This window comes from Acinetobacter sp. 12966, from assembly GCF_031196995.1.
GTDB lineage: Bacteria > Pseudomonadota > Gammaproteobacteria > Pseudomonadales > Moraxellaceae > Acinetobacter > Acinetobacter geminorum.
In genome coordinates this window covers 58,996-79,214 of record NZ_JAVIMC010000136.1, presented here as the reverse complement: position 1 = coordinate 79,214, position 20,219 = coordinate 58,996, and the positions used below count along the sequence as shown (strand labels likewise).

The window sequence follows — 20,219 nt, the reverse complement described above, 5'->3', positions numbered from 1 at the left end:
ATATATTTTAGCTTTTCCACTCAAATGCTGAAAAGCTATGATCGGCTTTCAAGCTATTTTCAACTGCCTGTGCAAGCTGACGAATAATACTTTGTGTTTCGATTTTCTCAAACCAATCTTGTTCTTCATCTGGATTGGCAGAGATTTCACACATCAAATGCCCATCATGGTCTGTTTTCTGGCAAGTAATCGATAATGGCAAAAGATGATTATCAATACTCACTTCTACTTTTTCATGTTCATGCACAATATGCTGTGCATCGAAGCCATAATGCCCCAATTGTTTAAACAGTAAAGCCGCTACATATTCTTGAGTGATATGGCATTCATTTGGTGGATGATCAAGCACCCCATGTTGCGGGCAACTGGCAATAAATTGTAATTTTTTCATCCTTTGTCCTAACACTTTTATCATTATCTGCACTTAGCATAAGCAATAAACAAACAGCAGCCAAGCCTTTAGCCCGCTGCTGCCGTTGCTATTGTGTTAGCAATTATAAAATGTGTTAGGTCAAAAGTTATTGGCTAACTTCGATTGTTAAACCTGCACGATTCGCCAACTCAGTGAAAGTTGGGAAGCTTGTCGCCACAGTTTCAGTACCATGAATTGTAATCGGACCAGAATTACGAAGACCTGCCATGCTAAAACTCATCGCAATACGGTGGTCATGGTGTGATTCGATTTCACCGCCAGCAAAGATTGGTGACCAATCGCCAGATTTGCCTTTACCTTCGATAATAATGCCATCATCAGTTGGTGTGCAGTCAATGCCCATGATTTTTAAACCATCTGCCATGACCTGAATACGGTCAGACTCTTTCACACGAAGTTCCGCCGCACCAGTTAATACTGTTTGCCCTTCGGCACACGCTGCTGCAATAAACAAAGCTGGGAATTCATCAATTGCTAAAGGTACTTGGTCTTCAGGCATATGGATGCCTTTAAGCGTGCGTGAACCTTTAATATGAATATCAGCAATAGGTTCACCACCGGCAATACGTTCATTTTCAACGGTCAGGTCAGCACCCATCTGTTTTAAAATTTCAATTACGCCTGTACGTGTTGGATTAATACCTACAGCTTCAAGAACAACATCGGAACCTTCTGTAATTGCAGCACCCACCATAAAGAAAGCAGCAGATGAAATATCAGATGGAACTTGAATATTAGTACCTACTAATTTTCCGCCACCAACAAGAGAAATCTTATTTCCTTCGGTTTTAACATCATAACCAAAAGCACGAAGCATGCGCTCTGTGTGGTCACGAGTTGGTTCTGGCTCAGTTACCGAAGTTTCACCTTCAGCCCATAGGCCCGCAAGTAAAATACCCGACTTCACCTGAGCAGATGCCATTGGCAAGTCGTATTGAATACCTTTTAATTGCTGGCTACCCGTAATGCTGACAGGTGGTGTACCTTTCTCACCTGTTGTCTGGATTTGTGCGCCCATTAAACGCAATGGCTTAGCAATACGCTCCATTGGACGTTTAGAAAGTGATGCATCACCTGTCATTACTGAATCAAATTTTTGTGCAGATAACATACCTGAAAGCAAACGCATGCTGGTTCCAGAGTTACCCATATACAAGGCACTCGCTGGTGCTTTTAAACCATGCATGCCTACACCATGAATGGTCACTTCACCATTCTTCGGGCCTTGAATGCTTACACCCATATCACGGAAAGCTTGCAAAGTCGCCAAAGCATCTTCACCTTCAAGGAAACCAGTGACATGAGTCGTGCCTTCTGCAATAGCACCAAACATAATGGAGCGATGTGACACAGATTTGTCACCCGGTACGGTAAATTTACCTTTAAATGCCTTATTTCCCGGTAAGATACTGAATTGCTGTGTCACCTTATTTTTCTCCATTAAAGGTTTTTTGGCTAACATATGATTGAAATGTTGACGTGCTGCCTGAGCATGGCCGAGTAAACCCATTAATGCATGAGAATCTTCGTTTTCAATCAGTTTTCTAAGTACGGTAAGTTGCTTTTCAAAGCCATCTACAGCATTTAATATCGCTGTTTTATTGGCAAAGAAAATGTCATGCCACATTTGTGGATCACTAGCTGCAATCCGTGAAAAGTCACGGAAACCACCTGCTGCATAACGGAAAATATCAAGGTTATCTTCTCGGTTTGCAAGTTGCTCAACCAAATTAAATGCCATCAAGTGCGGTAAGTGACTTGTATGTGCTAAAACTTCATCGTGCTTGGCAACATCCATACAAATAACTTCAGCCTTAGCAGCTGACCAAAGTTGAATCAGTTTCTCAACTGCCCATTTTGCGCTTGTTGGTAATGGCGTTAAAATAACTTTGTGATTTGCAAATAAATCAACCTTACCTGCATGAACGCCCGTATGCTCACTACCAGCAATAGGATGTCCTGGTACAAAACCTGCTGGTAAATCTTCACCAAATACAGCTTTTGCTGCATCAACAACATTACCTTTTGTACTTCCCACATCTGTTAAAACCGTGCTTTCTGACAAATAAGGCTTAATTTGCTCAAGCACTTTTTGTGTCGCACGTACTGGCAAGGCTAAAACAACTAAATCTGCCCCTTTCACAGCCTCTACAGGATCAGAAAATCCTTCTTGTATTAAGCCAAGTGATTTTGCATCTTCTAAAGTTTTCTGTGAGCGTGTAGAAGCCACAATAGTTGTCGCTAACTTTTCGGCAACAATAACCCGTGCCAAACTCGACCCGATGAGTCCTAAACCAATAAATGCAACTTTTTTAAATAGGGGTTGTGACATAACTTCAACTTTGCTTTTGCTCAACGTTATTTAATCCTTTGAGCAATTTGTTTTTAAGCATAATGACATGCCCATCTTGATGCATGTCATTATTCCAACATGATTAATTAGAGAACGGCAGCAGGATAAGAACCTAAAATACGAAGCTCTTTTACCATTGGACGAATATCATTGATTGCCGCAGCAACATTCTCTTGATCGATATGGCCTTCCAAATCGATAAAGAATACATATGCCCACTTTTCAGGTAATGCTGGACGAGTTTCAATACTTGTTAAGCTAATATTATGTTTTGCAAACGGCGCTAAAATTTCTAATAAAGCACCAGCACGGTCATGTGCTGAAATTAATAATGAAGTTTTGTCATTGCCACTTTGTGGAATTTTTTCACGGCCAATGACTAAGAAACGAGTGGTATTTTCCGGATTATCTTCAATATTGCTATGCAAGATTTCAAGGTTATACATACCTGCTGCAATATCAGATGCAATTGCTGCTGAGTGCCATTCGTTGCGAATACGGCGTGCAGCTTCTGCATTTGAGTTTAAGGCAACACGTTCAACACCCGGATAATGCGCATCTAACCACTGACGACATTGAGCCAAAGTTTGCTGGTGGGCATAAATCTGTTTAATACTGTCTTTACGTGTATTTTCAGACACTAGGAATTGATGATGAATACGCAATTCAACTTCACCAATCACATTTAAATTCGATGTTTTAAAACAATCTAAAGTATGGTTCACAATACCTTCAGATGAGTTTTCAACTGGGACTACACCATAATGTGCACTACCTGCTTCTACTTCACGGAACACTTCATCAATAGTTGGTAATGGACGAACTACTGCATCTTTACCAAAGTGTTTAAGAACAGCAGATTGAGTAAAAGTCCCTTCCGGTCCTAAAAATGCAATACTTTGCGGAGCTTCCAAAGCAAGGCAAGCAGACATAATTTCACGGAACAAACGCGCCATGGTTACATCAGACAAAGGACCTTGGTTGCGCTCCATGACTTTGCGTAAAACTTGTGCTTCACGTTCAGGACGATAAAACAGAGGATTCTCTTCGGAAGCAAATTTAGCTTTTGCAACAGCTTCAGCAAGGCTTGCACGTCGATTTAATAATTCTTGAATCTGTTGATCTACACTATCAATATCTTCGCGAATTTGTTCTAAACTAAGAGAAGTCGTTTTGTTTTGATCATCGTTGATCATTAGAATGCAGCCTCAGTAAAATCATCTTTTAAACGAGAGTATAACAATAGTCTGCTTTGATTTGTTAGGCAATATAGCTGTAAGAGCTTTTTTCATTAACCTTTTTGCTCACATTTCTTGATCACTTTATTTGATAATGATTTTCATTTATCATTTGCATAATAAATTTTATTATCGTCCATTATGCAAAAATCATTTTTCCTTTTATCTACTAGTTTTTTATCGAGTACTTTAATAAGCTGCTCTGCCTTCGCCGAAATGCCCATACAAAATCAACAAAAAATCGATTTTCAAAATAATCAGGCACAATTTCAAATCAAATCTAAAAATACAGCCCATGATTATCTTGTTCAAATTTATAAACCGCCTGTCGCCCCACCCCAACATGGTTATCCAGTACTTTATATATTAGATGGAAATGCTACGTTTCCAAGTGCTACCAATATTGCTCAGTCGATTGGCGCTGGTTCTACTAAATTAGGACTAGATCCACTCATGATCGTAGCAGTTGGTTACCCTCAGCAAAAAACCTTTGATGTGCAAAAGCGTGCTTATGATTACACTCCAAAACCTTCTGCTGAATTTCAAGCACAAGGTAAATATAAATATGGGGGCGCTGATCAGTTTATTGCTTTTTTAAATAGCGAACTCAAGCCTACAATTGCAAAACAATTTCCGATTAATAGCCAACAGCAAAGTCTTTATGGACATTCTTTTGGAGGTTTGTTTGTGCTTTATCATTTTTTTCAAAAGCCAAATGCATTTCAGCGTTACTTTGCTGCAAGCCCTTCTCTCTGGTTTGACCAAGGCATGTTATTTCAGAAGTTAAATCATTGGCAAAGTCAGAAACCAAATCATTCCCCTTTCCTCATGACCACAGTCGGTACACATGAGCAAGGTGGCCCTCACACTCAACTTAACAATAAATTTAATGAAGCAGATTTCTTTAAAGCTTTAGAAAATAAACGTTCAAACCAATTTAGTTATTGGCATTTTTATAACCCTGCTGAACAACACATTACAAATTTGTATGCGAGCTTGCCTAAAGCACTTATGTTTGCTTCATGTCAAAATTTAGAAAGCTGTAAATCTTTATTTGATGGGCCTTTGCAGCAGCCAGCCAAGTAAAAACATAATTACATTTAAAGATGATTATTTCGTTGTTCTTAAAGATAGTCCTCTTAATGTATAGATTGGTTATACTGACCCAATATGTCATAACAACAGTAAAATAGAATGAATAAAATTATTGTTTTAGGCTTACTGGGTATTACAAGTTTTAGTTTAACGGCTTGTGGCGGTTGTCCCTTAATCGCAGGATGCAATGGTAGGGATAATTCTCCGTACTATATGACGACTGTCGGTAATCAAGTTCGTGGCATTCCAATCCCACCTCAAACCAAGCTGACCTATAAGTCGCAACATTTCAGACAAAAATTTGAGCAAATACATGCTTTAAAAGAGAAAAATTTATCAGGTATCTATTTACCACCAGATACAGCAATCATTTGGGGCGGTATGCCAGTAGACAAGTTTATACAGTTTTCTAATCCTGAAATGAAAGGATTTTCAGTCTATCCAGCACGAGGATTTAAAGCAGAATTATCAAATGAGTTTTTACGTTTATGGAAAAGCTGTGAAAGTGATTTAAACATTAACTTAAAGAATCCAAATGACTGGTCATTTAATCCTGAAAATATGAAAATAACGGGTTGTGGTGTCGTCTTTCAAGAACGTAGTAAATACACCGAAGATTCATTTCATCAAGATGAAGCTGATGAGTTTTTAAGAAAGATGAATCATGCATTACAGCAATTACCGAAACAACAAGACTATCCTGTCATTCATCAAACTAACAAATAGGTAATATAAAAAAGCCTACTCAAAGGTAGGCTTTTTTTAAATCTATTTAATTAGGCTTTGCCAATTAATCCACGCGCTACGATTTCTTTCATAATTTCATTTGTACCACCGTAAATACGTTGAATACGTGCATCTACAAAGAAACGTGAAATTGGATATTCAGTCATATAACCATAACCACCAAAGAGTTGCAGCAAGTTATCTGCGACTTTCATTTGCATGTCAGTGCTAAAACTTTTAAGCGCTGCCGCAGTTTCCACATCTAGCTTGCCTTCTTGATATAGAGCAACGTTTCTCTCATAGAAAGCAGCCGTAGCAAGCTCATCAATTTTTGCTTGTGCTAAAACAAAACGCGTATTTTGGAACTGTGAAATAGGTTGGCCAAATGCATGACGTTCTTTTACATAAGCCGTTGCCAAATCAATTGCACCACGAATAGCGCCAATTGCGGTAGATGCAATAGCTGTACGTTCACGTGGTAACTCTTGCATTAAATAAGCAAAGCCTTGTCCAGCTTGACCGAGTAACTGGTTTTTAGGAACTTTAACATTGTCAAAAAATAGCTCAGATGTGTCTTGAGAATGCAGACCGATTTTGTCGAGGTTGGTACCTTTCTTAAAGCCTTCCAGATGAGTATCTGCCAATAATAACGACACCCCTTTCGCACGCGCTTGAGGATCAGTTTTTACTGCAAGCACCACAAGGTCAGCATGTTGTCCATTTGAAATAAATGTTTTTGAGCCATTTAATAAATAATGGTCATCTTGCAAAATGGCGCTAGTACGCATTGATTGTAAATCCGAGCCTGCTCCAGGTTCAGTCATACCAATTGCACCAACCACTTCACCTGTCACCATTTTCGGCAACCAATATTGTTTTTGCTCTTCTGTCCCGATGTGCAAAATATACGGTGCAGCAATTTCAGAGTGGCAAGAAATCGCTGTTGATAATGCACAGAATCCAGCACGTGCCGATTCTTCAACCAACATTAATGAATAATAGGTTGGTACGCCGTAACCACCGTATTCTTCTGGAACATCCACACACAAAAAGCCATTTTCGCCCAGTTGATTCCAGACAGAGCGAGGCATAATTCCTTCGCGTTCCCATTGATCGTATTGCGGTGCAATATGCTCATTCATAAAACGTTTAAAATTATCACGGAATAATTCTAAATCTGCATCGTATGCCAACATAATATTTTCCTTCGGCTTTATTGTTTTATCTAATCTGATTGTTGTGCATGCTAATCATTTTTTAAGCTACTGTCATGACATAGCTGCTCATTAAAACTGTACTTTTCAGTCAGCCAATAAAAAAGGAAGCCCAAGCTTCCTCTTTTATATAGGTTTATTTGAATTAATCTAAACCTTCAGCGACTTGAGGAGTTTTTTGCTCCATCATTTTTCTGTCGACTTCATCTGGATTATTTAAGGCATCATTTAGCTTATCTTTATCTAAAGCACCGACCCATTTTGCAACAACAATCGTTGCTAATGAGTTACCAACAAGGTTAGTTAATGCGCGGGCTTCTGACATGAAACGGTCAATACCTAAAATCAATGCCAGACCTGCCACTGGAATATGTCCTACAGCAGATAAAGTTGCAGCCATAACAATAAAGCCAGAGCCTGTTACACCCGCAGCACCCTTAGATGAAATTAAGAGTACCAACAACAAAGTAATCTGATGTTGAATATCAAGCTGTGTATTTGTTGCCTGAGCAATAAAGATTGCAGCCATAGTCAAATAAATTGACGTACCATCGAGGTTAAATGAATAACCTGTTGGAATAACCAAACCAACTACAGATTTTTCACAACCTGCAATTTCAAGTTTACGTAACATGCGAGGCAAAACAGATTCAGAAGAAGATGTACCAAGTACAATTAATAACTCTTCACGAATCAGGCGAATCATCTTAAGAATACTGAATCCACTAATACGGCTGATTGTACCCAAGATCAAGAAGATAAAGAGTAAGCACGTAATATAGAAGCAGATAATGAGCTGCCCTAATTGTACGAGTGAACCAACGCCATATTTACCGATAGTGAATGCCATTGCACCGAATGCACCAATCGGAGCCAATTTCATGACCATATTCACAATGTTAAAGAACACATGTGCAACTTGATCAATAAATTTTAAAACTGGACGTCCTGCATCACCTAACTTATGTAAAGCAAAACCAAAGAGGATTGCAAAAAGAAGGACTTGTAAGATTTCACCATTTGCAAATGCACCAACCACCGTATCAGGGATAATATGCATTAAGAAATCAATGGTAGATTGTGACTCACCAGAACTGACGTATTTTTGAATGCCCGAAGTATCTAGAGTGGTAGGGTCAACATTCATCCCTACACCCGGTTTAGCAATGTTAATTACAACAAGGCCAATTAGAAGTGCAATTGTTGAAACGATTTCAAAGTATAACAACGCAACGCCGCCAGTTTTTCCGACTGACTTCATGCTTTCCATGCCAGCAATACCGCTTACCACGGTACAGAAAATAACTGGAGCAATGATCATCTTGATCAAACGAATAAAGGCATCACCTAATGGCTTGAGTTTTTCACCTAACCCCGGAATATGCTGTTCGACACCATTGACAATTTGCGTTGAGCTTGGAGAAAAATGCCCTACCAAGATACCCGCAATAATCGCAATAATCACCTGAAAATAAAGTGATTTATAAATCGGTTTTTTAGCCATAACTTTACTTCAATCTATATTTCCAAGTCCGTTGGAAATACCAAAATGAAACGTCTATTCTTTACGAATACACAGCCCTAACCTTTCACATTAACACCGCAAAAGGGAAATGGTTTTTTGTGAACAAAAAACCTTCCTACTACCTCAATGAAAACAAAATAACTGTTTTCTAAAACAGGAGAATACCTGAAGTTTCTAACCACTTTGAGTAGCCAGAAATAACCTCTTACTTTTTCAATAAAAAGCTGAAGATATAGGAGAATCACATAAAATTATGATATGAGTGCTCAAAAAAGCACGGGAAAGTTTACTCGAATTAAATAACGATTCGGTTAATTTTTTAGCTAATACGCATAAAAAACACTCAGGCAGCCTTAAGACTTTAGTATAAGAAACACTTTTGATATTTTTTCAGCAGCTTTTTATGTCATATTGATTAAATACTTGTGGACATTTCATTTTGAGCTGCCTACATCCCATCATTTTTATTGTTTTGAACTACGATGAATACTAAACGTAATATCTATAAAGATGCTGAACATCCCTTTGCTCAATATGTCCGTATTTTAGGTAAGGGGAAAACCGGATCTCGCTCTTTAAGCTATGAAGAAGCCTATCAAGCTTTTACCATGATTTTAAAAGGTGAAGTGCTAGATGTGCAGCTAGGTGCATTTTTAATGCTACTTCGGGTTAAAGAAGAATCGATTGATGAACTTGCAGGGTTTGTGCAAGCGACCAAAGATCAGCTTCATTTTGAACCTTTAGATGTTGATTTAGATTGGTCATCTTATGCGGGTAAGCGCAAACACTATCCATGGTTTTTGTTAGCCGCCCTTACACTTGCCCAGCATGGCCATAAAATTGTTATGCATGGTGCGTCAGGTCACACACTTAACCGTGTTTATACAGAGCAAGTATTAGAATATCTGGGTTATCAAATTTGTCATTCTGAACAAGAAGTCCGTACACAATTAGTAGAGCAAAATTTCGCTTACTTACCACTAGATGTGATTTCACCAGTTTTAAGCGACTTGATATCTCTAAGAAATGTCATGGGATTGCGTTCGCCTATTCATACTTTGGCTCGTTTAATTAATCCTTTTAACGCTAAAGCCACCTTACAAGCAATATTCCACCCTGCTTATAGAACTTCTCACCAACATAGCGCATTACGCTTAGGCTATCAAAATAGTGCCGTTATTAAAGGTGAAGGTGGTGAATTTGAACGAAATCCAGATGCTAAAACGCTGATTTGTGGTATTAAAAATGGTGAGCTTTATGAACATGAGTTGCCAAAGCTCACACCTGAGCGAAGCCCAATTGAAGAAGAATTAGATTTAGCAACATTTAAAGCAGTATGGCTTGGTCAGCAGCACCATGAATATGGAGAAATGGCCGTAACAGAAACCATCGGAATCGCGCTATATACGATGGGAGTTGTTGCTAGCTTTGAAGAAGCGATGCAAAAAGCAAAAGTGTTATGGGAAACACGAAATTTAAGCAATCTTAATTCGTAGTTAACAAATGCTATCGTGAAGGTCGACATGGATGTCGACCGTATCACTGCGATACAGGAAGTATCATCAGTGATACAGAGGATTTTTGGTTACTTTTGATCCTTCAAAAGTAATAAAAGCCTATATTCTATAACTTATGAAAAACATGCTATATAAGGCTGTATGGAATAACCAAAAATAATTTTTCTGTCTTATTAAGTTTTAAACAAAACGAATTGGTTTAAATTCTGGTTCATGCTTGTGATGATCATCATCACACTCTTCACCTTCTTCTTTTGTACCACGGTCAATATAACCGCTACGCTGATCTTCTGGTAAGTTCTTTAACTCCCAAGCGATTACAGCTTGCATACAAGTCTCACGTTGCTCTTTAGTTAAAACAACGCCGTTTGGCCATTTACCAATTTCTACTGCTGTTTTTAACCGCTCCACAATTTCAGGGTTTAAAACAGATAGCATTTGTTCAATATTCATGATTCATCTCTTTGAAAAGATTCAAAATCTTGGTTCCAACCAAGTTTGGTACGGCAGGCCATATAGAAATCATAACCTGGTGGATGTAATAAACTTAGTTTAAATGGGTGTTTACGGATGTGTAAACTGTCTCCAACATTGAGTGAGACACTATGTTGCCCATCTGCACTCACCATTGGTAACACCCGATGTTCGCGAATAACAATTTTAATTTCGCTTTGACCACCGACTACGATGGGACGTGATGACAATGTATGGGGATGCATTGGAACTAATGCAATAGCATCCATACTTGGATGTAAAATTGGACCACCACCTGACAATGCATAAGCCGTTGATCCGGTTGGAGTCGAAACAATTAAACCATCACTATGTTGGCGGTAAACATATTGACCATCAATATTAAGTTCGAAGTCAATCATATGTACTGATTTACCCGAGTGCAAAACCACATCGTTTAAAGCAATGGCGTCATAAATGACTTCACCATTTGTTCTTACTTCCATTTCAAGTAAGAAACGGCGGTCAAGCTGGAAATGCCCTTGAAGTACTTGGTCAAGTTTGAAAATGGCTTCTGAAGGTTTGATATCAGTTAAAAAACCTAACCGCCCGCGGTTGATACCAATAACAGGCGTATTGTAGCGAACTAAAGCTCTAGCAGCATGGAGTAAAGAACCGTCACCTCCAACAACTATGACTAAATCAGCAACTTCACCCAATAAATGACGACTTACTATTTGTGCATGATCATAAGGCACTAATTCAGCAGTTTCCTGATCAAAAATGGGGTTTAAGCCTAGGTTCAACAAATGATCATGAATTAAACATAGTGTTTCTACTACTGATGATTTATCTGGTCGACCGATTAACCCGACGTTTCTGAAGGACTTATGTGAAATTTGCACGAATGAGTAAGCTCCGCTGCGATACTTGGCTATAATAACATTAACCTGATTAATTTAAAAAAACATAACAACAAGATGCTGTAAAATTCAATCTAAGTTTTCCAATTATTCACAGTTTTATCATTGCAAATTGATGACAAGCTATCGCATCATTACAGGCATTGTTAGGGTTTTATCTCATTTTTATGAAGTTTGAACGTGGTATCGGTTTCTTTGCACTAATTTTTTCCATTTTGGTCATTGGTGCTTTTATTGCTCTTAGTATCTATCTGATTCGTTTAGATAATATTATCCGTGAAAAATTTGAAGGACAACGGTGGGATATTCCCGCCAAAGTGTTTGCACGACCTTTGGAAATTTATAATAACGCGCCTATTACCCAAGCAAATTTCACTCAAGAATTAAAACTTTTGGGTTACAAAACTTCAAGTAATTATGACAAGTCTGGAACCTATGTTACTCAGGGTAGCAACATGTATATCCATACACGTGGTTTTGATTACGGTGACAGTGTTGAACCCGAACAAGTACTAGAGTTAAGTTTTGCAAATGATCAGGTTGCTGAAGTTCGAAGTACAAAACCTTCTTCAACTGGTGTTGCACGACTAGAGCCACTTCTGATTGGCGGGATCTACCCTCAACATAATGAAGACCGTGTTCTCATTAAACTGAATAATGTCCCTAAACCACTTATTGAAGCTTTAATTTCAACAGAAGACCGTAATTTCTATCATCATCACGGTATTTCAATTCGTGGTACTGCCCGTGCATTAGTGAGTAATATCACAGGTGGTAAACGTCAAGGTGGTTCAACCCTGACTCAGCAATTAGTTAAAAACTTCTACCTCACACCTGAACGTACACTCAAACGTAAAGTTAATGAAGCATTAATGGCTTTACTCATTGAGCTGCATTACAGCAAAGATGAAATTTTAGAAGCCTACTTAAATGAAGTGAATCTAGGCCAAAATGGTAGCTACTCAATTAATGGCTATGGTTTGGCTTCTCAATTTTATTTTGGTTTACCGTTACGTGAGCTAAGTGTCGCACAGCAAGCTTATTTAGTTGGTTTAGTGCAAGGCCCTTCTTTGTATAACCCATGGAAAAATCCTGAAGGTGCAAAAAAACGCCGCGATACCGTGTTAAATAACATGCGTGTAATGGGTTATTTAACTCAAGCAGAATATGAAGATGAAATTGCACGTCCTTTAAATGTGCTAAGCAAACCAAGTTTAGGTCCTGCAAAATTCCCTGACTTTTTAGATATTGTGCGTCGTCAATTACGTACAGAATATCAAGAAAGTGATTTAACTAATCAAGGCTTACGTATTTTTACGACGTTAGATCCTATTACTCAAACTCAAGTTCAAAATGCGTTTAAAGCTTCTGTAGAGCGCTTAGCAAACAGCAACCCATCACGTTTGAAAAATTTACAAGGTGCTGTACTGATTGCACATCCAGAAAACGGCGAGCTTGTTGCTGCTGTTGGTTCTACACAAGACTTTACTGGTTTTAACCGTGCTGTAGATGCAAAACGCCAAGTCGGTTCTTTATTAAAACCTGTGATTTATTTAAGTGCTATTGAATCTGGGCGTTATAACTGGGCAACCCAAATTGAAGATGCACCGATTAGTGTCCCTGTAGATGGTGGCAAAAGCTGGACACCTAAAAACTACAGTGGTGGCGGACATGGTGTAGTCAGCCTGAGTGAAGCTTTGGCAAACTCATATAACCTCTCTGCTGTACGCTTGGGTCAAGAGTTTGGTTTATCTACATTTACCAACAACTTAAGAAAGTTTGGTGTTGAGTCGACCATTCCTGCCTACCCTTCTATTTTCCTTGGGGCAGTCAATATGTCACCAATGGAGGTTCTTGGAATTTATGAGAACTTTGCTACAGGTGGTTTTAAATATCCGACTCGTGCAATTCGATCTGTCGTAGATGCCAATGGTCGCCTACTTGACCGTTATGGTCTGAATGTTCAACAAACGATTGATCCGTCTGTTGGCTATATCATGAATTATGGTCTACAACAGGTCATGTCTTCGGGTACTGGTCGCGCAGCTTATAATAGCTTGTCTCCTGCTTTAAAATTGGCAGGTAAATCAGGTACGACTAACGATACACGTGACTCATGGTTTGCGGGCTACTCAGGTAACCACGTTGCTGTAGTTTGGTTAGGTTTAGATGACAACAAAGTGACTGGATTAACAGGTTCATCTGGTGCATTGCCAGTATGGATTAATGTGATGAAACAATTACGTCAAACGCCTGTAAATCTACGTCAACCAGACACAGTACAGTGGCAGTGGATTGACCGTGCAACGGGTGATTTATCTGCTCAGGCATGTGATGGTGCAATGTATATTCCGATGCTAACCCATACAGTTCCGCACCGTGCTACGCTATGTGGAGCACCTTATTATCAAGTTGATCCAACATATACACCACAAAGTGATAACACAATTCCTGATTCTCAGGATGATAATACCGACAGTTATATTCGTGAAAGTGAAAACCAGATGGAACAAGATCTGTCAAACAACTCACGTGTAATTTCAAGTGGTAGTTATAACAACTAAGCGTTAACAGGAAATTAGGATATGTTGAAGAAAGGTGTTTTTTATATTGGTGCTGTTCTTATGGTCGGCTGTACAACTCTGCCCGATCATTCTGACTCCCAAGAGAAAACACCTACTCCTCCAGTCAAAAAGACGGAAACTTCATCAGGTGTAAAAATTACGCCTTATGATCACCCAGAAATTCAACGTAAAAATTTACAGGTGATTGTTCCTCAACAGAAAAAGCCTCAACATTTTAGTGATGATGGTAGCCAGTTACCTGCATTTAAAGTTTTAATGCAAAAAACACAGCAGGCTTATAAAAACCAGCAATGGTCAGAAGCTGAACGCTATGCGCTTCAAGCACAGCGTTTAGCTCCTCAAGCCGCAGAAACATATCTATTTCTTGCCCTTACGGCAAATCATAAACAGCAATATTCTAATGCCGAGTCTCTAGCACGACGTGGTTTAAGTTTTGCCCAAAGTCAGGCCATGAAAAAGCAACTTTGGTTGACCATCTTAAAAGCTGGACAACAACGCAATAATCAAAAAACTGTTCAAGAAGCGCAACAAGCATTAAAAGCCCTCTAGCTTTTAATGCTTTTCTATTTTCTTATTAGAAATTACGAATACCTGCTAAGCCATATGCACCATGCTGTTGTGCAGTAGCTAAATTATCAGGATGCACTCCCCCCAATGCAAAAACCGGAATCTGGCTATTTTGGGCGAGATCCCTAAAACGTTCCCAACCTAATGCCACAGCTTCTGGATGAGTCGTTGTTGGTTTTACAGGACTAATAAAAACAGCATCGCAACCAATCTGCTGAGCTTGCTTTAAAGAAACCGCATCATGACAAGCAGCAATATAACGTACGCCCACTGTTAAATCGCCTTTATGCAAATTCATGAGTTGAGATTGTTTTAAATGAACGGTCTTAATCTGTTTTCGTAATTCAGGGCTTAATTGCTGCCAAATATCTACATTTACAATTAAACTTGATCGTTGTTCTTCATCTAAAGCAGTTAATTGCTCTATATACTGCGGCTCAAATTCTTCGATACGCCAGTACAATAAAGCATCACTACTTTCTACCGTTGAAAGCGTATTGCTAATTTTGATGAGATGAGGCCAGTATAGCCTCTTTATGATGTCTTTATTGGCTTTTGGAAAGTTTAGGTGAAGCAATTGTTCACGTGTATACCATGCCCATGGCTGATGAATAAGATTTAATAGTTCATCAGGCACATAACTATGGAACAAATGTAAATTGACAATAATGTCATCATATTCATGGTGAATATAATCAAACTGGTGCCAATCTTTTAAACCAATACCCACTTCTTCATAGATTTCACGGCGACAGGCTTCTTCTGGTGTTTCACCCTGCTCAACCTTTCCTCCAGGGAACTCATGCTTTCCACCTTGATGTTGCTGCTCTTCGCGCCATCCAACTAATATTTTTCCACGATGGATCAAGATTGCTATAGCGACATCGACTATTGGTTTGGGCATCTTTTTACTCTCTAAAACTTTTCTCAAGTGTAAGCAAATTTTATCATTTTATAAAATCTTAAAAATCTCATTGACAGATCTATTCGATAATGATTATCATTTAAATCGTTCAAGAACATACCACGGAGCACAACAAATGAACGCACCTTTTAGCTTATTTACCCGTAACAATGACACAGCTCACGCCTTACCAATGTTACATTCTAATAACCTCTTTGCATTAGGTCGTGAAATTCGCATTATGCATGCTGGCGAGGAATATCGTTTACGCCTCACTCGCAACAATCGCCTAATTTTAACTAAATAAAAAACATACTCGCGTTTCAATAATATTCGTGGGAAAACAAAAAATGGATAGCATGGGTAACCATGCTATTTTTTATGAAGGAAGAATAATCTCTGCCCTCAGACCACCTTGTTCAGCATGCATAAAATGTAACTTGCCATTATGCAATTCAATAATTTTTCGAGTAATTGAAATTCCTAACCCAGAACCTTGCTGCTGAGTACCAAGCACCCGAAAAAAGCGCTGCCCTAACCGTAATAGCACTTCATCATCTACCCCATTTCCCGTGTCTTCAATAGACACCTTAATTTGCTGTTCATACTGACTAATCTCAACATGAATAGAACCTAAATTCGGGCTATAACGAATGGCGTTATCAAATAAATTTCTAAAAGCAATAAACAGCAATTCTTCATTCGCATATGTTTTAGTTTCTGTCGATAAAGTATTTGTCTCTATCAACATCTGTTTAGTTTTCGCATCTAAATCTACAGTTTCAATCACTCTTGCCAACAAATAATTTAAATCGATAACTGTCTTAGGCAGTTCGGGCTGCTCAGCCTCATTGGGTTCCAAACGAGCAAGAAGTAACAAATTTTCAAGTATTTTTGTACTTCTAGAGACGTCTTCTTGTATGCGTTCAAAATCTTGATGAAGTTCTGGAAGATGTTGGTATTTACGCTGCAAAACCTGAAGGCGCATTTGTATGGCAGATAACGGAGAACGTAGCTCATGCGAAGCATCCGCAGTAAAACGCTGTTCAGCAACGAGAGCTCTTTGCAGTCTTGCAAGCAATTGATTTAAAGCATCTATAACAGGTTGAATTTCTGTAATGACATCTGGTTCCTGAATCGGTTCTAAATTTGATGCAGTTTTTTGAGCAATCCGTCTAGAGAGTAGATTTAACGCGGCCAATTCATGTTCGGTACGCCAACTTATAATCACCCATTGTAATAGCCAGAACAACAACATAAGACCGCTATATCCAGCAAGTGCTTTAAGTACCTCTTCAACACGCGTACTCATTGGTTGAAAAACTTCAACTTGTAGTTGAGAGTCTTCTTGTTGTGCAGCTAGACTACGCCATAATTGTCCATCAAACCAAAAATACGAAAAACCTTCTGATAAGTTACCTTGTTCAAAAAGTTCATGCTGATAGGTATGAGAATGAGTAAGTACTTGGCCTGTGTTTAATAACTCATACTGAATATCAAATTCATCACTTAGCTCATCAAACTGTTTCATGGAGTGTTCAGAAAGATCGGAAACCAGTAAAGTATCTGAAATTTCATCCATGATTTCGTCTTGCACTGACATGTTGTGATAGATCGAAAATATGGTGAGTAAGCTTAAAGCCAACAATCCCACCACGATACTACTCCACATCGTGGTTTTAATCAGTTGCGACTGCAAAGATGAGCGATTCGATTTCATTTTAAATCTCCCATACGGTAGCCTAGTCCCCGTATGGTTTTAATGCTGCTGCTTCCGATTTTTTTTCGAAGTTGATAAATAAACACTTCGATCGCGTTACTTTCAATTTCCTCGCCCCATGCATAAAGGGCTTCTTCTAATTGATCACGGGTAATAATATGCTCGGGATGCACCATAAGCTTACGCAATATTTGGAATTCTTTTGCCGTTAAATCGATAGACTTGCCAGCGCTTAATACGACTTTCGCTTGCGTATCAAGTTGTAGGTCGCCCCATGTTAGAATTGATTGTTGACTCAACGTGTGCTTACGTAATTGAGCGCGAATTCGGGCGGATAACTCTTCTAAACTAAAAGGCTTAACCAAATAATCATTTGCGCCTAAATCTAGCCCCTCTACCCGATCATGAATACTGTCACGAGCTGTAATAAAAATAACAGGAACATTTTTTTGTTTATGGCGAATCGTCGTTAAAACCTTTTCACCAGCCAGTTGAGGTAGTCCCCGATCAAGTAAAATACAGTCATAATCATGCTGTTCGATTGCCGTAAGTGCATAATCACCTCTTTCGACCCAATCTACCTGATAACCGTCTAACTCTAACCATGATTGAATGCTTTCAGCTTGAGAGCGATCATCTTCTGCAAGCAAAATTCTCATCTATTTTTCCTGTTATATCCTGATTTGATCTTGCCAAGCCTTTATAAAAAAAGCAAAGCCGCATGATTTAAATGCGGCTAAAAGTAGTAAATCTAGAGATTCATTCATTAGAACTGAACTTGATCTACGTCAATCTCTACGCGTTTTAAAGGTTTATAGTCAATATCTACTTCACCAATTAAAGTCACATTTGTATTGGCTGAAATAGGGCGACCTTGCCAAAGTTCATCATCTACATCAATTGTAATGCTACCTGTCTTGTCACGAAATTGATATTTTTCATCACCTAAAGATTTTACAACCTGACCATGTAATTTGATCGGTGTATTATCTTTTGAGATTAATGCCTGTTTTACTGTGGTGACAGTTGCCGGAGCAATTGCAGCTTGATTCACTGGTGTATTCGCCACAACTACGCTAGCAGCAGTCATACCAGCAGTCATCAACATTACTTTAAGCATATTCATATTATTACCCTCTGTTTATGGTTCCCTCTTGGGATAAAGCGATTAAATCAAGCATAAATGAGGTGAATCTTAAGAAAAACTTAATTTAATGGCACAACCCTCAAGACCTCTTCTAATGTCGTAAGTCCTTCAATCACTTTACGGGCTCCTGCAATTCTTAAAGGTTCTATACCTTCTTTTTTAGTTTGAGTTCTTAAATCATTTAATGTCACATGACTACTAATAAGGTGTTTAAGCTCAAGACTGACCGGCATAAATTCGTAAATACCGACTCGCCCTTTATAGCCTGTATGACGACATTCTTCGCAGCCTACCGCTTGATAAACCGTTTCAGGCATTTCCATAATGTAGTCAAAGGTTAGGTGTTCCCACTCATCCTCATTAATGTGAGTTTTTTGCTTACAGTGTGGACAAAGCTGGCGGACTAAGCGCTGCGCGAGAACACCTAAAATTGTTGCAGCTGTCAGAAATGGCTGTACACCTAGATCATGCAAACGAGTCAAACTAGACGGTGCATCATTGGTATGTAAAGTTGATAAAACCAAATGACCTGTTAATGCTGCCTGAATGGCCATATTCGCTGTATCTTGATCACGAATTTCCCCAATCATAATAATGTCAGGGTCTTGACGCATAAGCGCACGCACACCGTCTGCAAAGCCTAATTCAATTGCATTATTGACCTGCATTTGGTTAAAACTAGGCTCTAGCATTTCAATCGGATCTTCAATGGTACATACATTGACCTGCTCGGTTGCAAGCTGCTTTAAAGATGAATATAGCGTGGTCGTTTTACCAGAGCCTGTGGGTCCCGTGACTAAAATAATACCGTGGCTATTTTTTGTTAATTGTTGCCACTGTTGTAATAAACGCTCTTCAAAACCCAATTGCTGAAAAGAACGCACCAGCACATCAGGATCAAAAATTCGCATAACCAGTTTTTCACCAAATGCTGTTGGCAAAGTAGATAGGCGTAGTTCGGTTTCTTGCCCTTTTGGTGTACGTGTTTTTAAGCGACCATCTTGTGGTTTACGCTTTTCCGCTACATTCAAACGCCCTAAAATTTTAATTCGAGAAATCACGGCGGTCAGTGTATTTGAAGGCATGTTATAAATGGTGTGTAAAACGCCATCAATACGGAACCTAACTTTACCATTATCTTTGCGCGGTTCCATATGAATATCACTGGCACTCTGTTCAAATGCGAACTGTAAAATCCAGTCGACCAACTTCACTATATGCTGATCATTCGCATCTGGGTTTTGACTATCGCCAAGCTGCAAAAGTGCTTCAACATTTTTAGCGTCGCGGTCATGAGCCGCATCTTTTTGAGCCGAGTTTACCGCGCGACTTACCTGATAATATTCTCGCAAATAACGCTGTAACTGTTCGGGATTAAGCAGTACCCGTTCAATTTTTTTAGGCGCTAGACTTCGTTCGAGATTATTGAGCCAATCTGTTTGAAAGGGCTGATCTGTTCCTATCACGATTCGGTCAGCATGAATTTCAACAGCTAAAATATGATTGCGAATCGCAAACTCTTGTGACATGACCTGCGTTAAAGCGCTTACATCTGCCTTTAAAGGATCTATTACAAATAGTGGTAGCTGAACCCGATCTGCAAACCATAAACACAAGCGGTTTAAACTCAAATGGGCATGTGTATGCTGCTGATCTTTTAAATTAAAATGTGCGATCCACTGTAATGGATGCCACTTTAACTGGTCTTTTTGGCGGTGGCTTGACTGTACCAGTAATTTATCTCGTTCTGTGATACGGCCTTCTTGTAATAGTTGTTCTAGACACCAATAAGTATCTATTTCTACATGTGCATTCATGC

General features: G+C 39.0%; 18 protein-coding genes. 6 read left to right on the top strand and 12 right to left on the bottom strand.

Annotation, left to right across the window (positions count from 1 at the left end; translation table 11 throughout):
• Nucleotides 1-7: 7 nt before the first annotated feature.
• From RFW85_RS19215 to pheA, 3 genes are all read right to left on the bottom strand, one after another.
• Nucleotides 8-391, bottom strand: a complete 384-nt coding sequence (locus RFW85_RS19215) for a hypothetical protein (protein ID WP_044100993.1) — start codon at nucleotides 389-391, stop codon at nucleotides 8-10.
• A gap of 127 nt (nucleotides 392-518) precedes the next feature.
• Nucleotides 519-2,765 (bottom strand): bifunctional prephenate dehydrogenase/3-phosphoshikimate 1-carboxyvinyltransferase, encoded by a 2,247-nt coding sequence (locus RFW85_RS19210; protein ID WP_216076553.1) that lies wholly within the window; start codon nucleotides 2,763-2,765, stop codon nucleotides 519-521.
• A gap of 107 nt (nucleotides 2,766-2,872) precedes the next feature.
• Nucleotides 2,873-3,982: a prephenate dehydratase gene (pheA, locus tag RFW85_RS19205; protein WP_002049199.1), complete on the bottom strand. Its 1,110-nt coding sequence runs from the start codon at nucleotides 3,980-3,982 to the stop codon at nucleotides 2,873-2,875.
• A gap of 183 nt (nucleotides 3,983-4,165) precedes the next feature.
• On the opposite strand from pheA, the gene RFW85_RS19200 reads away from it, so the two are divergent.
• Both RFW85_RS19200 and RFW85_RS19195 read left to right on the top strand, forming a co-directional pair.
• Complete coding sequence (locus tag RFW85_RS19200; RefSeq protein WP_170248639.1) at nucleotides 4,166-5,110, top strand: alpha/beta hydrolase; 945 nt, start codon at nucleotides 4,166-4,168, stop codon at nucleotides 5,108-5,110.
• Nucleotides 5,111-5,218: 108 nt separating this feature from the next.
• Entirely contained in the window at nucleotides 5,219-5,845 is a 627-nt protein-coding gene (locus RFW85_RS19195) for a hypothetical protein (RefSeq protein ID WP_309171800.1), read from the top strand.
• A gap of 50 nt (nucleotides 5,846-5,895) precedes the next feature.
• Here RFW85_RS19195 and RFW85_RS19190 read toward each other — a convergent pair whose 3' ends face one another.
• Both RFW85_RS19190 and RFW85_RS19185 read right to left on the bottom strand, forming a co-directional pair.
• A complete protein-coding gene (locus RFW85_RS19190; RefSeq protein ID WP_002118240.1) occupies nucleotides 5,896-7,041 on the bottom strand; it encodes an acyl-CoA dehydrogenase family protein in 1,146 nt (381 codons plus the stop codon).
• 163 nt (nucleotides 7,042-7,204) lie between these two features.
• Nucleotides 7,205-8,563, bottom strand: coding sequence for a dicarboxylate/amino acid:cation symporter (locus RFW85_RS19185; RefSeq protein ID WP_002118145.1), 1,359 nt, complete (start codon nucleotides 8,561-8,563; stop codon nucleotides 7,205-7,207).
• Nucleotides 8,564-9,066: 503 nt separating this feature from the next.
• On the opposite strand from RFW85_RS19185, the gene RFW85_RS19180 reads away from it, so the two are divergent.
• Nucleotides 9,067-10,080 carry a glycosyl transferase family protein gene (locus tag RFW85_RS19180; protein WP_170248640.1) on the top strand — a complete coding sequence of 338 codons (1,014 nt, stop codon included), beginning with the start codon at nucleotides 9,067-9,069 and terminating at the stop codon, nucleotides 10,078-10,080.
• A 201-nt stretch (nucleotides 10,081-10,281) separates the two neighbouring features.
• On the opposite strand, the gene RFW85_RS19175 is transcribed toward RFW85_RS19180, so the two are convergent.
• Together RFW85_RS19175 and RFW85_RS19170 are read right to left on the bottom strand one after the other, a co-directional pair.
• Nucleotides 10,282-10,554, bottom strand: coding sequence for a YeaC family protein (locus RFW85_RS19175; RefSeq protein ID WP_002118245.1), 273 nt, complete (start codon nucleotides 10,552-10,554; stop codon nucleotides 10,282-10,284).
• Nucleotides 10,551-11,459, bottom strand: a complete 909-nt coding sequence (locus RFW85_RS19170; RefSeq protein ID WP_309171799.1) for an NAD(+) kinase — start codon at nucleotides 11,457-11,459, stop codon at nucleotides 10,551-10,553. The genes RFW85_RS19175 and RFW85_RS19170 overlap by 4 nt, the downstream gene beginning before the upstream one ends.
• A 185-nt stretch (nucleotides 11,460-11,644) precedes the next feature.
• On the opposite strand from RFW85_RS19170, the gene mrcB reads away from it, so the two are divergent.
• Nucleotides 11,645-14,041: a penicillin-binding protein 1B gene (gene mrcB, locus RFW85_RS19165; protein WP_170248641.1), complete on the top strand. Its 2,397-nt coding sequence runs from the start codon at nucleotides 11,645-11,647 to the stop codon at nucleotides 14,039-14,041.
• 21 nt (nucleotides 14,042-14,062) lie between these two features.
• A complete protein-coding gene (locus RFW85_RS19160) occupies nucleotides 14,063-14,611 on the top strand; it encodes a tetratricopeptide repeat protein (protein ID WP_170248642.1) in 549 nt (182 codons plus the stop codon).
• A gap of 25 nt (nucleotides 14,612-14,636) precedes the next feature.
• On the opposite strand, the gene RFW85_RS19155 is transcribed toward RFW85_RS19160, so the two are convergent.
• Nucleotides 14,637-15,533 carry an NUDIX domain-containing protein gene (locus tag RFW85_RS19155; protein ID WP_170248643.1) on the bottom strand — a complete coding sequence of 299 codons (897 nt, stop codon included), beginning with the start codon at nucleotides 15,531-15,533 and terminating at the stop codon, nucleotides 14,637-14,639.
• Between the two features lie 136 nt (nucleotides 15,534-15,669).
• Here RFW85_RS19155 and hemP point away from each other — a divergent pair, with 136 nt between their 5' ends.
• A complete protein-coding gene (gene hemP / locus RFW85_RS19150) occupies nucleotides 15,670-15,840 on the top strand; it encodes a hemin uptake protein HemP (RefSeq protein WP_002118129.1) in 171 nt (56 codons plus the stop codon).
• 72 nt (nucleotides 15,841-15,912) lie between these two features.
• Here hemP and RFW85_RS19145 read toward each other — a convergent pair whose 3' ends face one another.
• From RFW85_RS19145 to RFW85_RS19130, 4 genes are all read right to left on the bottom strand, one after another.
• Nucleotides 15,913-17,253, bottom strand: coding sequence for a cell wall metabolism sensor histidine kinase WalK (locus tag RFW85_RS19145; protein WP_170248644.1), 1,341 nt, complete (start codon nucleotides 17,251-17,253; stop codon nucleotides 15,913-15,915).
• Nucleotides 17,250-17,912, bottom strand: a complete 663-nt coding sequence (locus tag RFW85_RS19140; protein WP_170248645.1) for a response regulator transcription factor — start codon at nucleotides 17,910-17,912, stop codon at nucleotides 17,250-17,252. The genes RFW85_RS19145 and RFW85_RS19140 overlap by 4 nt, the downstream gene beginning before the upstream one ends.
• Before the next feature lie 107 nt (nucleotides 17,913-18,019).
• Complete coding sequence (locus tag RFW85_RS19135; RefSeq protein WP_170248646.1) at nucleotides 18,020-18,379, bottom strand: NirD/YgiW/YdeI family stress tolerance protein; 360 nt, start codon at nucleotides 18,377-18,379, stop codon at nucleotides 18,020-18,022.
• An 80-nt stretch (nucleotides 18,380-18,459) separates the two neighbouring features.
• The gene (locus tag RFW85_RS19130) at nucleotides 18,460-20,217 is read right to left on the bottom strand and encodes a GspE/PulE family protein (protein ID WP_170248647.1); all 1,758 of its coding nucleotides are present in this window, start codon (nucleotides 20,215-20,217) and stop codon (nucleotides 18,460-18,462) included.
• Nucleotides 20,218-20,219 lie beyond the last annotated feature (2 nt).

Bases quoted from the DNA above. Each gene is read 5' to 3' on its own strand.
- RFW85_RS19210 (WP_216076553.1), bottom strand. From the start codon at position 2,765: ATGTCACAACCCCTATTTAAAAAAGTTGCATTTATTGGTTTAGGACTC.
- RFW85_RS19145 (WP_170248644.1), bottom strand. From the start codon at position 17,253: ATGAAATCGAATCGCTCATCTTTGCAGTCGCAACTGATTAAAACCACG.
- RFW85_RS19190 (WP_002118240.1), bottom strand. From the start codon at position 7,041: ATGTTGGCATACGATGCAGATTTAGAATTATTCCGTGATAATTTTAAA.
- RFW85_RS19135 (WP_170248646.1), bottom strand. From the start codon at position 18,379: ATGAATATGCTTAAAGTAATGTTGATGACTGCTGGTATGACTGCTGCT.
- pheA (WP_002049199.1), bottom strand. From the start codon at position 3,982: ATGATCAACGATGATCAAAACAAAACGACTTCTCTTAGTTTAGAACAA.
- RFW85_RS19160 (WP_170248642.1), top strand. From the start codon at position 14,063: ATGTTGAAGAAAGGTGTTTTTTATATTGGTGCTGTTCTTATGGTCGGC.
- mrcB (WP_170248641.1), top strand. From the start codon at position 11,645: ATGAAGTTTGAACGTGGTATCGGTTTCTTTGCACTAATTTTTTCCATT.
- RFW85_RS19195 (WP_309171800.1), top strand. From the start codon at position 5,219: ATGAATAAAATTATTGTTTTAGGCTTACTGGGTATTACAAGTTTTAGT.
- RFW85_RS19140 (WP_170248645.1), bottom strand. From the start codon at position 17,912: ATGAGAATTTTGCTTGCAGAAGATGATCGCTCTCAAGCTGAAAGCATT.
- RFW85_RS19185 (WP_002118145.1), bottom strand. From the start codon at position 8,563: ATGGCTAAAAAACCGATTTATAAATCACTTTATTTTCAGGTGATTATT.
- RFW85_RS19130 (WP_170248647.1), bottom strand. From the start codon at position 20,217: ATGAATGCACATGTAGAAATAGATACTTATTGGTGTCTAGAACAACTA.
- RFW85_RS19200 (WP_170248639.1), top strand. From the start codon at position 4,166: ATGCAAAAATCATTTTTCCTTTTATCTACTAGTTTTTTATCGAGTACT.
- RFW85_RS19215 (WP_044100993.1), bottom strand. From the start codon at position 391: ATGAAAAAATTACAATTTATTGCCAGTTGCCCGCAACATGGGGTGCTT.
- hemP (WP_002118129.1), top strand. From the start codon at position 15,670: ATGAACGCACCTTTTAGCTTATTTACCCGTAACAATGACACAGCTCAC.
- RFW85_RS19155 (WP_170248643.1), bottom strand. From the start codon at position 15,533: ATGCCCAAACCAATAGTCGATGTCGCTATAGCAATCTTGATCCATCGT.
- RFW85_RS19175 (WP_002118245.1), bottom strand. From the start codon at position 10,554: ATGAATATTGAACAAATGCTATCTGTTTTAAACCCTGAAATTGTGGAG.
- RFW85_RS19180 (WP_170248640.1), top strand. From the start codon at position 9,067: ATGAATACTAAACGTAATATCTATAAAGATGCTGAACATCCCTTTGCT.